The 13,656-nt window shown below is 48.4% G+C and carries 14 protein-coding genes; all 14 read right to left on the reverse strand.

Annotated elements, in window-relative coordinates; translation table 11 throughout:
• Entirely contained in the window at positions 1–1,326 is a 1,326-nt protein-coding gene (locus VGN67_RS00815) for a hypothetical protein (protein WP_327484856.1), read from the reverse strand.
• Positions 1,327–1,349: 23 nt separating this feature from the next.
• A complete protein-coding gene (locus VGN67_RS00820) occupies positions 1,350–2,531 on the reverse strand; it encodes a glycosyltransferase family 4 protein (RefSeq protein ID WP_327484857.1) in 1,182 nt (393 codons plus the stop codon).
• 157 nt (positions 2,532–2,688) lie between these two features.
• Positions 2,689–3,894, reverse strand: a complete 1,206-nt coding sequence (locus VGN67_RS00825) for a glycosyltransferase family 4 protein (protein ID WP_327484858.1) — start codon at positions 3,892–3,894, stop codon at positions 2,689–2,691.
• Complete coding sequence (locus VGN67_RS00830) at positions 3,891–4,973, reverse strand: glycosyltransferase family 4 protein (protein WP_327484859.1); 1,083 nt, start codon at positions 4,971–4,973, stop codon at positions 3,891–3,893. The genes VGN67_RS00825 and VGN67_RS00830 overlap by 4 nt, the downstream gene beginning before the upstream one ends.
• Positions 4,970–6,130: a glycosyltransferase family 4 protein gene (locus VGN67_RS00835; RefSeq protein WP_327484860.1), complete on the reverse strand. Its 1,161-nt coding sequence runs from the start codon at positions 6,128–6,130 to the stop codon at positions 4,970–4,972. The genes VGN67_RS00830 and VGN67_RS00835 overlap by 4 nt, the downstream gene beginning before the upstream one ends.
• Positions 6,131–6,138: 8 nt before the next feature.
• Positions 6,139–6,852, reverse strand: coding sequence for a class I SAM-dependent methyltransferase (locus tag VGN67_RS00840; protein WP_327484861.1), 714 nt, complete (start codon positions 6,850–6,852; stop codon positions 6,139–6,141).
• Between the two features lie 12 nt (positions 6,853–6,864).
• Positions 6,865–7,626, reverse strand: a complete 762-nt coding sequence (locus VGN67_RS00845) for a TylF/MycF/NovP-related O-methyltransferase (RefSeq protein ID WP_327484862.1) — start codon at positions 7,624–7,626, stop codon at positions 6,865–6,867.
• Positions 7,626–8,897 carry a polysaccharide ABC transporter ATP-binding protein gene (locus VGN67_RS00850; RefSeq protein WP_327484863.1) on the reverse strand — a complete coding sequence of 424 codons (1,272 nt, stop codon included), beginning with the start codon at positions 8,895–8,897 and terminating at the stop codon, positions 7,626–7,628. Before VGN67_RS00850 ends, VGN67_RS00845 begins: the two co-directional genes overlap by 1 nt.
• Entirely contained in the window at positions 8,897–9,751 is an 855-nt protein-coding gene (locus tag VGN67_RS00855; protein ID WP_327484864.1) for an ABC transporter permease, read from the reverse strand. Before VGN67_RS00855 ends, VGN67_RS00850 begins: the two co-directional genes overlap by 1 nt.
• The gene (locus VGN67_RS00860; RefSeq protein ID WP_327484865.1) at positions 9,748–10,224 is read right to left on the reverse strand and encodes a KdsC family phosphatase; all 477 of its coding nucleotides are present in this window, start codon (positions 10,222–10,224) and stop codon (positions 9,748–9,750) included. The genes VGN67_RS00855 and VGN67_RS00860 overlap by 4 nt, the downstream gene beginning before the upstream one ends.
• The gene (locus VGN67_RS00865; RefSeq protein WP_327484866.1) at positions 10,218–11,054 is read right to left on the reverse strand and encodes an SDR family oxidoreductase; all 837 of its coding nucleotides are present in this window, start codon (positions 11,052–11,054) and stop codon (positions 10,218–10,220) included. Before VGN67_RS00865 ends, VGN67_RS00860 begins: the two co-directional genes overlap by 7 nt.
• Before the next feature lie 9 nt (positions 11,055–11,063).
• The gene (locus VGN67_RS00870) at positions 11,064–12,029 is read right to left on the reverse strand and encodes a Gfo/Idh/MocA family oxidoreductase (RefSeq protein ID WP_327484867.1); all 966 of its coding nucleotides are present in this window, start codon (positions 12,027–12,029) and stop codon (positions 11,064–11,066) included.
• On the reverse strand, positions 12,022–12,753 hold the full coding sequence (locus VGN67_RS00875) for an acylneuraminate cytidylyltransferase family protein (RefSeq protein ID WP_327484868.1): 732 nt from the start codon (positions 12,751–12,753) through the stop codon (positions 12,022–12,024). The genes VGN67_RS00870 and VGN67_RS00875 overlap by 8 nt, the downstream gene beginning before the upstream one ends.
• A complete protein-coding gene (locus tag VGN67_RS00880) occupies positions 12,753–13,637 on the reverse strand; it encodes an N-acetylneuraminate synthase family protein (protein WP_327484869.1) in 885 nt (294 codons plus the stop codon). Before VGN67_RS00880 ends, VGN67_RS00875 begins: the two co-directional genes overlap by 1 nt.
• Between the last annotated feature and the right edge of the window lie 19 nt (positions 13,638–13,656).

Below are 13,656 nucleotides of genomic sequence, written 5' to 3' on the forward strand. Positions count from 1 at the left end.
TCAGGTAGGTAGGGTTAGCCTGGCATTAGTGACTACCTCCTTGATGTTGGAGGCTATATCAGAGATACTCACCAAAGGAAACAGCGAAGCCACGTATTTGTTATAGGGCATGTATTGGGCGCTGTGGCCCGCGGCGATCTGGATGAGTACCTGCTTTAATTCTTCATCCGACTTGACCACGTTGGGATAAGGGGGAGAAAGAAGGTACTTCTCGTTCTGGTACTGATGCACAAAGTTGATCAGCGACCATCCTTTGGGCGTTGAGGTGGGAGGGGTGGGGTGATAGTCAATAATGAACGAAGGTGTTTCAAAAAAGCAGCATTCTACGCCCATCGTGGTACCAAAATGGAAGAATGCGGCAGCCTCCGCCATGGCATCATACTTCTCATACAGGAGCGAAGCCGTTGTGAGTGATTGGAGCCGGTTAGTTTCTTCTACCTCCACATGAAGGAAGTCGGCCAGCGGAGCATATATTGATTGATTCTCCAGTATAGGATACGTCCTAACCCGAACGACAAAGGGCAGCTTCAGTTCTTCGACCAGACTACTCAGTTTCTTTACAAAAGCCATCTCCTGCCTAACCAGGGGAGCATACATGGTCGAGAAACCAAAATAAATATAAGCAGGGTCCTTCTTGGGCTGGGTAGGGTGCTGCTGAAGGTAATTAAAAATTTCGGCAAACTGAGAAGCGCCTACCACTTGTATGGCCTCCATTGAAATCCCATTTAATTCCGCGAGGTCTTTCTTTACTTCCTCGCACCAGACCAGGTACTTCACCCGCTGGCGCGGTAGGTTTTTTAGTTTGGCTGCGTGGTCCCAGCTGTACAGGTATACAGTTACACTTTTCCCGAGGTGGAGCAGGCGGGCCAGAAGTTCCACTTCGGTAATCTGCGAAAAGAATAAGTAGTGGTCTATGCCCTCTAAGTCGGTGCTATCAGACTGGTATATGTAAGACAGGTACTGGTCAAATGACAAAAACTTTGGAAGTGCGATGGTCATCGGTAGCAGTACTTTCTCGGCCAGTTTACGGCGGGTGGCGTTGCGTATATTTGCTAATCCAAAATAAGTAACAACCTTGTAGTTGGTGATACTGCTGGGCAAGTAGCCAAAGTACCGGAACAGCCACCGGAACGCTCTCCGCCGGGCCGAATCAGTAGTCCGGATCGTACGTATACCGGCTAGTCTATTGGCCCAATCCCGGTTGTCAAAACTTTGCGGGTCTCGCACCAGTGGTACTACCTCATACCGGTCCGATAGCTCGAGCAGCAGTTCTTTAATATCTTTCCGGTAGAATTCTTTTCCCAGTATAACGCCAAGACGCTGCATAGTACGCTAAGTGATTACTAATTTTATTGACTAACCTCCTCCAGTATCTGTATCCACTTTTTGGCCTGCACCTCTGCCTCAAACTGCTCAAGAACCCGCTCCCGACCTCTACGCCCGGCTTCTCGGCGACGCTCTTCACTTTCCAGCATATATAGTATACCTGCGGCTAGTCCTTCGGCCGTACGGTCTTTAACCAGGTAGCCGGTTGTTTCATCTACTACTTCTCGAATGCCACCTACATCCATGGCTACGATGGGTTTGGCATAAAGCATAGCTTCGAGAATAGACAATGGAAAGGCCTCGGTTCGGGAAGGGAGCACGAATACATCAATGTCAATATAAAAATCTCCAACAGTGGAAGTGCTTGGTAAGATAGATAATTCATGTTGTAATCCATTCTGGGTAATTAACTCTTTCATGGATTTATAAAAGGTAGTCTCTTGCGCTGATGTGTCTAATCCGAGCCACGCAAAGCGTACTGGAATAGTAGCTGCCTGTTTTGCCAATATTATAGCTTTGATAAATGTATCCGCACCTTTAAGATAAGTAAATGAAGCAGAAACACCTACTACCAAACACTGAGGTGGGCAATTCAAAGCGGCGCGATAATAGCCTTGCTGCGTAGAAATTGTTCGAGCCAGGCTGGCAGGTCCATGCAGCAGTTTTATCTTTTCAAACGGTACACCATACGTAGTATTATAAAATTCGCCAACTGCCTTTGAACATACAATCCAGGCAGAGGCTTTTGCTGCTAGCTGCTGTATCCAACTTTCCTTTATACGCAAAGTGACCAGGAAATCCATCTCATGAGCATGGACAATGATCGGTAGCTGCATCTGGATCGCTTGCCGTGCATGGGGAGTGTCATTCACGGTATTTATATAAATGACATCGGGCTTAACCCTATCACATACCCATTTGCAATATTTTCTTTTTAAAAAATGATAGGTAAAGGTAGATAGCTTGATCAAGGCATTTCGCATTCGAGATCGTTTATCCAAGGTAGAGGCAAACGATTTCTCCACTAACTGCGAAAGCGCATCATTGAGTACGCTCGAATCATTATATATAGCAAACGGAATAATTGTTTTGGGAGAGGAAACCTGCTCAAGCAGATTCAGAAGTACCTGGGTAGCTCCACCACGAGTAGGTCTTGGAACAACAAACAATATTCGTTTAGGGGTGTCTGCTTGTTTTTTCTTCATGATTAAGAAAGGGCTCAACTACATTAGTAGCTGATCTACTGTATGTTTAATGCTTTCGGAACTTGCTAATTATGCTTTTAAAGAACCAGTAGCAAAGACCTGCAAGTGAAGCTCCAATCTTTGGGCGTGGAATTATAATTAAAATCTTCTTTGTCTATTAGCCTTCATATACATTTTCGTAGGAGCTCACACAATGTATCATATCAAATTTTAAGAAGGCTTCATGCGCCCTTTCCTTGTGTTGACAGAGGAGTTGCGGATCAAATATATATTTACTCATTTTTTCGAGAAGTTCTTTTACTGAAGTACCTTCCGGCCGATAATGCAGAAGTTGGCCTGCTAATTGACCATCAGGTGTACTCATCATATTTTTTATTTCCCCTATATCAGTACCTATTATAGGCTTACCACAGGCAAGATATTCAATTACTGTATTAGGAAAACTCTCACTTTCAATGTAGGAAGGGAAAAGCCCTACATCGAACTGCTGAACCCATTTGAGTACTTGTGCGGTAGCACCGATAAATACAATATAAGGTAAGTGCCCGTACTGTTGCTGCAGTTGCAATTGATATGCACCTCCGCCAACTAGTATCAGCCGGCATCGCACACCCTGCGAATGTAGCTGCTGAGTAGCAAGTATGGCCTCCTCCCAACCTTTTCGAGCTACAGCTCTGGAAACAAGTCCAAATGTAACAGTACCATCATCGGGTAGATTTTCCGGATTAGGCTCTAAAGTATCAGGCCGGTCAAAGCCTAATGGTATAAAAACCGGATCATTTTTTAGTTGAAGTTTTTGCAAAGGAGCAGCATTTCTGGGCGTGAGAAGAACAATTCGATCGGCTAAGTTGAGTACCCATTTTCTGTCCGCATATTGCCGCTTTTTGACAGGATGGGTATCTACATCAGACTGATTATAGCATCCATGCATGGAAATGACAAACTTTTGATTCCGCTTCTGCTTTACAAAATAGTGCGCGACCATCCAGTCGGCTGTCGCTAAATGCGAGTTAATTACCTGTATCCCGTGCTGCTGTACCAGTCCCTGAATAAGCGTTGAGAGCTTTCCGGCTTCCTGCTTTTTCTGTTTATAACTCGCTCTGTGAAGCCATGCATCCGAAAGTCGGGAAACAGTATATATACATTTCCAAAGTACCTTCTGAGGAAAAGACAACGTTTTGTCAAAATAGACCAGCTGTACTTCTTCTGAAATTCTTTCCAGTATGAGAGGTGAGCGTTTGGCAGGATTTATATCGAGTAAGTAGACGCCGTTTCCACGCTTAGCGAGATTATTAGCCAGCCTCACTATAAATACTTCCGCGCCACCAATGTCCAGAGAATTTATGACGAGCAAAATATTCATAATGACATTCCGGTAAGTTTTTTATATAGCTGTTCCATTTGCCCTGCCACCAGCGGCCAGGCATACGCTTCTTCAGCCTTTTCACGAAGTACCTGACCCATCCTTATTCGTTCCGAAGGTTGAGCTATTAAATGCAGAATAGCCTCGGCAAACAGTTCCGGTTTGTTATCCTGGAATATCCTGGCTCCGGCAGCGGGTACATATTCCTTTACTCCTCCCACGCCGGTAGAAAGTATTGGCAAACCACTCGCCATAGCTTCCAGTAAGGCATTATTAGCGGAGCTATCCAACAAAGGTAGAGTGAGTAAGGCGGCCTCCCGATACAGGTTGGCTAGTTGAGTATCCGTCAGGCCAGGATGAAATGTTACCTGAGGATTCTGAGCTAGTTTTAAGAGCAGGGGATTGGTGGCATCATGTACCTGAGGTTTAAATACCAAATCGAAACTAATCGTATCTGTTTTTTCTGACACCAGACGTACTACTTCTTCAAGGCAAGCAATGTCACGCAGCCATTGTCCTACGTACAGACACTTGCCGGACATCTTTGTATCGGTGGGGGGGGTAAAGAAATCGACAGCTACCCCATGTGGTACTACATGAATTTTTTCAGGACTCATGTATTTCGCGAAGAAAGCTTCTGAAACAGAATCAAGAACAATGAGGGCATCAAGTTCATTTAGCCAATAAGGAGCTAAGCGATTTACCTTCCACCAGGAAGGGGGCTGATGGGCCGTAGCTACTAATTTTACACCCGGGAAAAACTTCTTACGGAGGTAGGGGAGCACTCCCAGGGTATCTTCAAGGTATAACACGTGGATTACATCAACCCTCTGCTTTATCGTTTTCCAGGCAGCTGACAGCTCCATTTGAAATCCCTGAACTTTATAAAAAGGGGTTGCGTGTATGTGTTTTTTTAAGAAGCGCATCAATGGCCCGACTCCGCGTACAGCACGCTTTCTGTTTCGCCATACAGAGAAGATGGTCGTTTCATTGAGCCTGCCCAATGCTTCACTTAATTGGTCATACCCACTATACTGGCCCATGTGCGGGAAGCGGTCTCTGAGAAGTAGCACGTTCATTGAGGGGCTTCTGTATGAAAACTGTTGTTAATATATAAAAGCCTGAGAGTGTCAGAGATCATAACCTCCCGGGAAAACTGCCTGGACTTTTCTTTTGCTCTTAGAGCCATACACTTCATTTGGTCGCTGTTAGACAAGGCCCAGCGTAGTTTCTGTGTCAGATCCGGTGCATCGTCTTTTTCAAAAATAATACCTTCCTGCTCGTGTCCAATGAGTTCTGGAATACTACTGGCATTTGATGCGACAATTGGTACTCCTGCCGCCATTGCTTCCAGTAAAGCAAAAGATTGCCCTTCTGAGCGACTTGCCAAAACAAAAAGCTCTGCCTGCTGAAGCCAATCGGACACATCTGACCGTCGCCCCAGAAACAGTACTTTATCTGATACCTTCAATTCCTTAGCCAGCTTTTCCAGCTCTTCTCTCAATTCGCCCTCTCCAAGCAGAGCAAGTGTATACTCAGGAAAATGGACCTGAGCAGTAGCGTAAGCCCGGAGGAGAAGGTCTATACCCTTTTGGTAGGACAGCCGCCCCACTGCCACTATCAGGTGCTTGTGTCCATTGGCAATAGCAACATTCCGGCCCTGGGCGAGCGACGCAGGATAGGCTACTCCATTATAAATAAGATGAATGTCAGATTCCGGAAGATTAAACGCATTGCATAGGATTTTGCGGTTGTTTTCTGAAACTGCTACCCATTCCTGATGATGGGCCTTGGCCCACAGGTACCTGCGCCGAAGCTTGGATGAAATTTTAAATTTTTCGCTTACAAGCTGATACGTTACAACTGTCCGAATCCTAAGTAATGCACAGGCAAGGAGTAACTCGGTGGCAGTATCGGGCCAGGGCAGGCTTACATGCACCACATAAGGGCGCTTCTTTAGTAACACTACAACTATTCTTAGAATATCCCAGCCAAAACGTATCCGTCTGAACCTCCCGGGAGACCGGTAATGGAGTATCAGTGGGGTAAATGAAGTTTCAAAAGTAGAAAATGCTTTACGCAGACTAGCTGTTTCTGCTAATTCAGAAAACAGAGTATGTACTTGATATCCTTGTTTATGAACAGCTCTGGCTATGGTCAGGGCGTACTCTTCGCAGCCTCCATGCGCCCGGGAAGGAAAAGCAATAACTACGGACTTTTTAGGAGAGGTATTCAATTGTTCAGCTATTTATAGGCAATAACATACAGCCCGAGAGCCATCGAATGATTGGTGAACTCTGTGGGTGGTTTGTCTCTTTTCAGGAGCCAGTTAATCAGGGGAATACTTATCCTCTTGAGACGGTTTCTGGTACGGGGTGAGCGTACCTCAATGGTGATTACATGGGTAATAATCTGGGCCAATGTGGCAAGCCATCCGCCGGTGGCACCTACAGTAATAGTTTCTTTACTGAAGCCGGCATCCTGTAAAATCCGATTTAAAGAGAAGGGAGTATAGCGGTATTCATCATAGGGTACTTCATGAAATGGCCAGAAGAAAGGAACGGTCAAAAAGAGAATTCCTCCGGGCTTCAAAATTCTATACATTTCGGATGCTACCTCAGTAGCGTTAGGTAAGTGCTCAAACACTTCCGTAGCCATACAAGTATCCGCAGAGTCGTTGTCGAACGGAAGCATTTTTCCATCCCAGTAAACATCGGGAGGAGTACTTGCATGGTAAGGGCTACCAGGCCAGTCAACGCCGATATAGCTGGTAATAGCAGGGTTCTTTGTCAGGTGACCCCGATAGGGCATACGGCCACAACCTACGTCAATGAGAGTACCTTTAAGCTTAGACCTTTGGTTAGTAATGGTCTGGAGCAGGAGCTTCCGAATTACAAACAGGGCATAATGGTGTTGTAATGATGGAGCGAGGAATTCATCAGGAGGCCTGTTGCTCATACAGTTAAGGCATTATGGTTTAACAGCCAGGCGACAGGTATAGTCAACCCTATTTAAAAAGAGTTTTATCTTGTATTCTCGAATATATTCATCTACTGCACGGCGACAACCTTCCCAATGCCCATAGTCGTCAATAATCAGGATACCACCCGACTGAAGCCTGGGGAACAGATGCTCGAGTTCATGCCGGGTGGATTCATACCAGTCAGTATCAAGCCGTAGCAAAGCTATCTTTTCCGGAATTCCCTGCTTCGGAATAGTTTCTTCTACCTTACCTTTTATGAACCGAATCCTATCATCCGGATAGGCGGTGGTCGCCAGGTTTTGCTTTACTTCATCCAAAGTAGAGTAGCACCATACGCTATTGGATTCTTCTTTTGAGCTGTTTTGCAATAAGGTTAAAGCAGGCTGACCATCAAAAGACTTATCCAGATCGGTTGGCTCACTCATTCCCTCAAATGTATCGTAGAGGTATATTTGTCTGTCAGTAACGCCTTTGCTTAGTAAATGAAGTACAATAGCCATGGCACTTCCCCCCTTCCACACACCGCATTCGACAAAATCCCCCTCTATTTTCTGGTCTACAATGTACTCAACTGCACGAATCAAAGTAATAAGTCGTTCAGTACTTGTCATTGTAAATGGCTGCACCTGCTCAAGTATAGTTTTCTCTGATGGTTCTATATCTACATAGCGCCAGGGATCAGGCTGGGTTTGTTGCCGCACCTCTTTTTTAGTTGGATTAAGCCAGGGAGTTAACCAGTTTCTCATCATTATAATTTATTTATGCTCCAGAAGGCATCTTCCAGGTAGGTACATGATCCAGCTCGCCACGGAAATTCTCTGTACAAGTCAATCATCTCCACTTTGAACGGACATATATTTTCGACTATATCAAAAATTTCACTACCTGGAGGTCCGGTAAAGTAGGCCTTCAGACTGTAATCACCAATGTACAGGCGGGATTTAGGTATTTCACATTGAATCTGGTAAGTACCTGTTTCACGACACATAGGTCGTTCTGAATCAAAACTCCATAAATGAGCTATGGGCTGTTGTCTGTTATTAACTATCTGAAAGGAAAGGCAGGCACCCCGTAAAGGAAACGGTGTATGTAACGTAATGTTAACAAATAAAGGGGCTAAACAGCCATGGTGGTTGTTAGGTAAGCTTGTTTCTAATCTTACGTCAGTAATAGAGGGCCTATCAGAATGGGCTGGTGCCGAGTAAAGAAGCTCCTTGGTAGCGTAATTATTCAGGTAGGTAGTTATGACTTCCGTTGTGGGCCCCAAACAGAATAATTTCCCACTTTCCATTAGGACAGATTTATCAGTAAGGGTTGAAATAGCATTAAGATCGTGGCTCACGAATAAAACCGTCCGGCCTTCCCGCTCGCTGACGTCCTTCATCTTGCCCAGGCATTTTTTCTGAAAGTCGGCATCGCCTACGGCCAGTACTTCATCTACGACCAGGATTTCGGGTTCGAGGTGGGCGGCTACCGCGAAGGCCAGCCGTACGTACATGCCGGACGAGTACCGCTTCACGGGAGTATCAAGATAGCGTTCGACGCCGGCAAAGTCTACTATTTCGTCCAGCTTAGCCCGAATTTCGGCCTTGCGCATGCCCATGATGGCTCCGTTCAGAAATATATTCTCGCGGCCGGTTAGTTCGGGATGAAAGCCGGTACCTACTTCCAGCAGAGAGGCGATGCGCCCCCGCACCCGGATACAGCCGGTGGTAGGCTTGGTGACGCGCGAAAGGATTTTGAGCAGGGTAGATTTGCCCGCGCCGTTGCGCCCGATAATACCCAGTACTTCGCCCTGCTGTACCTCAAAGTTTATATCCTCTAAAGCCCACACAAAGTCACTTTCTCCTTTGGTTGTGCGGTCGTTGGTCTGGCCGATTTTGCGAAAGGGGTCCTCCTGCCCGCGCAGGCGCGCCCACCAGCGGTGCAGGTCGCGGGTGAGGGTACCCGTCGAAATTTCCCCCAACTGGTACAGCTTGGAAACGTTCTCTACGCGTATGGCTATATTAGAACTACTCATCAGACGGTATCCATAAAGGTTTTTTCGACCCGGTTAAAAACCAGTACACTTACCAGCAGGGCTACTACCATACATATACTACTGTAGCCCAGTGCCTGCCACGAAAAGTACCCCTGCCCCGTAAACGAGTACCTGAAGGCTTCTACCACGCTGGTAATGGGGTTGAGCAGCAGGAGCCAGCGGTACTTCTCGGGGGCAATTTCCAGTGGATACACTACCGGAGTAGCGTACATGAGTAACTGCACGCCAAACTGCACCAGAAAACGGAGGTCGCGGTACTTGGTGGTAAGGGAAGAGATAAGTACCCCAAAGCTGAACCCCAGCCCCGACATGAGCAGTAGGTACAGCGGAAAAAGGGCCAGCATCCGGTTGGGTTGTACTTCGTTGCCAGGCTGCCACAGAAAGTACAGCCACACCGCCAGAAACAGCGAAAGCTGAATAAAGAACTTGAATAGATTAGAAATAACGATGGATACCGGAGCCGCCAGCCGCGGAAAGTACACCTTGCCGAACAGATTCTGGTTCAGGATAAAGGTGTCGGATGTTTTCATGAGGCACTCCTGAAAGTAGTTCCAGAGCGTAATACCCGCCAGGTAAAAAAGGATTTTGGGTATACCGCCCGTAGAAATACCGGCAATATTGCCAAAAATGATTACGTAGGTAACCGTAGTCAGGATGGGCTGAATAAAGAACCAGAGTGGCCCCAGGATGGTCTGCTTGTAGGTAGCCACCACGTCGCGGCGTACAAACAGAGCCACCAGGTCGCGGTACTGCCAGAGCTCCCGTCCGTTAAGGTCAAACAGACTCGAAGCGGGTTCAATCTCTAAATCCCATTTTTCTTCGGTTGGTGTCATAGAGTAAGTACTATCATCTCCACCAGCTCCCGGACGCAGCCATCGCCTCCTTTGGTGGATAGTATATGAATGTTGGGTAAGGCCCTGACCTGCGCCACGGCATCGGCCGGACAGGCGGCCAGTCCTACCTTTTTTAGGAGTTCAATACAATTCAGGTCATCACCGATATAGGCTACTTCACTCAATGAAAGGCCCTCCTTCTCACAAATATCCAGCGCCGCCGCCAGCTTGCCGCCGTCCCGCTGGCCCTGGTGCAGGTAATCAGCTTTGATTTTGGCGGCCCGGCGGGACACTATTTGGGTGTTTTCGGAGGTAATAATGCCGGTCCGGATGCCGGCCTTGCGCAGCAACTCAAAGCCCATACCGTCGCGAGTGTTGAACTTTTTGAATTCGTCGCCGCTCTCGGTATAGTACATGCCTCCGTCGGTGAGTACGCCGTCTACGTCGGTCAGGAAAAGTTTTATGCTTACCATGCGGTCCAGCCTCCGTCTACTGATAGTACTGAACCCGTCATGTAGCTGGATGCCTCCGAGGCCAGAAACGTAAAAGGCCCAATCAGCTCTTCCCGCTCACACATACGCCCCAGCGGAGAAAGGCGGGAAAAATTAGTCAAAAAAGCCTCCTCATGGTTATTAAAAATGGCGTGGGGTACTATGGCATTACACCGGATACCCTCCTGAGCGTAGAAGGTCGCAATATAGCGGGTAAAGTTAGGAATGAACGATTTGGAAGCAATGTAGTCAATCGGCTTGTACTGCTGTACGCCCTGGCCAAAGTCATAAAGGCTCTGGTTGGGCGCTACCATGGAATACGTAGAGGCCACATTGATGATGTTACCTTTCCCTTGTACGAGCATCTGGCGGCAGGCCTGCTGTGTCATGATAACCGTACCCGTCAGGTTCACATCCACCGACTTGCGCAGGAGCTCGACAGGGTACTGTTCAAACCGGCTCTGATTTACTTTTCCTGTATTTGCTTTGTCAAATTTGGCATCAATGGCGGCATTATTGATGAGTACATCCAGCGCGCCAAACCTGGCTACGGTTGCCGCCACTACTGCCTGGCAACTGGCCTCATCGGTAATGTCGAGGTGGTGCAGAAGAAACTGCTCCGGTGAAAACTGCCCGGCCAACCTATTTTGAATCGCCTCCTGATGGGTTACAGCAATATCAGCCAGCACCACCCGGGCACCCTGCTGCAGAAACGCTTCGGCGATGGTACGTCCGATGAGCCCGTAGGCACCGGTGATAAGTACGGCTTTATTGGCAATGGAAAGAGAAGAATGTATACCTGGTGTGTCCATGAATAATTTCTATGAATTACAGATTTTAATGATCAGCTCCGACTCGTCCAGGGCCGCATTGGTAAGGGAAGTAAAGCTACCACTATTTAGCCTATCAATAAAAACCCGCGTTTGTGACTCAAATAGCTGATTCCGGTCGAAGTTTTCCAGCTGGTCTGTTTCGGAATGGCCAGGGCGCAGCAGGTTAAGCGTAGCCGAATAGTAGTCTAATTCGAGAGTACCTTCTTCCAGCACAAAGCGGTAGTACCGGCGGGGAGTACGTTCATAAAAATTGAGGTGACAGTGGGCCGTCAGGCCGCTCTGGTAGGAGAGGAGTATATCCGCTCCGGCCTCCACGTCTACTTCCAGCGATGATGTATGGTTTTTAAGAATATTCCACCCGCTGACCGGACTACCCGCGAGCCAGTTGAGCAGGTCAAGGTCGTGGCTCAGGGTGAGGGCGGCGCCTCCACCCAGCTCTTTCCGGGCGGCATAGGAGGTACGGTAGTCTTCCCAGGGGTGCCAGTCGGGCAGGTACTCGCCCCAGTAGCTCTGCATGGATAAGAGCCGACCAAAGGTACCTTCTTCAATGACTTGCTTTACGCGTTGCAGGTGCGGATGGTAGCGGAGCATATAGGCCACCTGTACCAGTACCTGATTTTCCGTAGCCACCTGCCGGAGTTCCCGGATGCCTTCAGGTGTATGCGAGAGCGGCTTCTCGACCAGTACGTGAATCCCCTGCTCTGCGCAGGCCCTGGCCTGGGATATATGCAGGGAGGTAGGGGTACATAGTATAGCGGCCTTAGGTGCTATGTCCTTTATCTGGTCAAAGTTAGTAAATACCTGTACCCGTTGCGGGTCAATGGTACGCAGTGGCAGATTACGCTGCCGGTACAGGTGAATGTTGTGGTAGCCTAGATTCTGTAGAATGCCGATGTGCCGCTCCCCAATGGAGCCACCACCCAGTACTACTATGGCATCTGTGTTACTAATCATCAAATTTTACGCAGTCGTAGCTCCGGATAGCTTCCTCAGCTCGTTTGAAACTTTGTAAGTCATCTATATCCACGGCCAGTTCATTGGGTACTACCATGGGCAGGATTATCGCGCCTGACATGGAATGTTTTTCGAGAATCACGTGCGGCCGGATTACGTCCAGGGTACCTATCTGCCAGTATACCTGCGGCAGGATCTGCCGGGGCTGGTTATAATGTTCTTTCAGGCCCGGTGCCTGTAACAATGGCTGCATGGGGCTTTCGTCTCCGTCGGGCAGGGTCCACATTTTGTACGGAGTAATGGGCGCCGGGGTAACCACCCGCAGACTGTCCGCTTCGGGTGAATGGGCCATCCGCCAGACCGCCTTTTCAATGAGCGTCACCTGACGTACCGGCGAGGTAGGCCGTAACTGAACGACCAGGTCTGGCTGGTAGTTTTCGTGGTCGCGCAGCCACCGCAGCGCGTGTTCAAATACTTCCCAGTCGGTACTCAGGTCCTGGGCCAGTGCTTCGGGTCGGAGAAAGGGTACTTCGGCTCCGTACCGGATAGCCACTTCGGCTATTTTCTCAGCATCGGTAGTCACTATAGTACGCGTAACAGCTGGGGTACTGAGGGCCGCCCGGATACTGTAGGCAATCAGGGGGTGCCCGGACAGCGGAAGTATGTTCTTGTCAGGCAGACCTTTGCTGCCTCCCCGCGCCGGAATCAGGGCCAGTACTTCCATCAGACTACTTTTCGGTACTTGAGTTTTTCGCGTTGTACTATTTCTACCTCCAGGATTTCGGTAGGCTTACAATGCAGGGCATCGTAGGTATGGTGGAGGTCGCGGATGAGTTTCTGCAAACCCGGTACTTCCAGCGAAGCCGCGTGGTCAGTGCCTTTCCAGGTGCGGTCTTTGGTAAAATGCCGCTCTATCCAGCGGGCCCCCAGTGTATAAGCGGCTACGTCTACGGCTATGCCCAGGTGATGCCCCGAAAAACCCACTTCTTTGACTCGTCCCTCGTAGCGTTCACGCAGACGGTTTATTTCCAGCAGGCAAATATCACTAAAGCGCACAGGGTAGCCCGACGTACAGGAATAAATCACCAGCCGGTCGGCGGCCTGGCCGGTCGCTTCAAAGAACTGTACCACGCTTTCCTCTTCTTCCTGGGTAGTCATTCCCATGGAAATATGTATATCGCCCTGGTACGAGTCGCGCAGGAGTTCCAGCATTTCAAAGTTATTGTTACAGGCCGAAGGTACCTTGATAAAGTCCGGCTGCAGCTCAGTAATTTCGCGGGCCGAAGTAACATCCCATACCGAGGTGGAGTAGCCAATACCAATGGTTTCAGCGTACTTTTTCAGGTCAGCGTGCTGCTCCTGGCTAAACTCCAGGTACTCACGGTGGGCTCCGTAGGTAGTGCCGTAGGCATTGTAAGGTATCGGGTGGGGGGCGTTGTACTGCTCCTCGGTTAGCAGTTCACGCGAGTTTCGCTTTTGGAATTTGGCATAATCAGCTTTACATTCCTTCGAAAGCTGAATCAACTCCCTGGCGATCTCGAACTGCCCCATGTGGTTGCATCCGATTTCGGAAATCACCCGGGCTCTTTTGTAGTTATTTGAAAGCATACCTGGTGTTTATAGCTTT

Source organism: Telluribacter sp. (assembly GCF_035998675.1).
Lineage (GTDB): Bacteria > Bacteroidota > Bacteroidia > Cytophagales > Spirosomataceae > Telluribacter.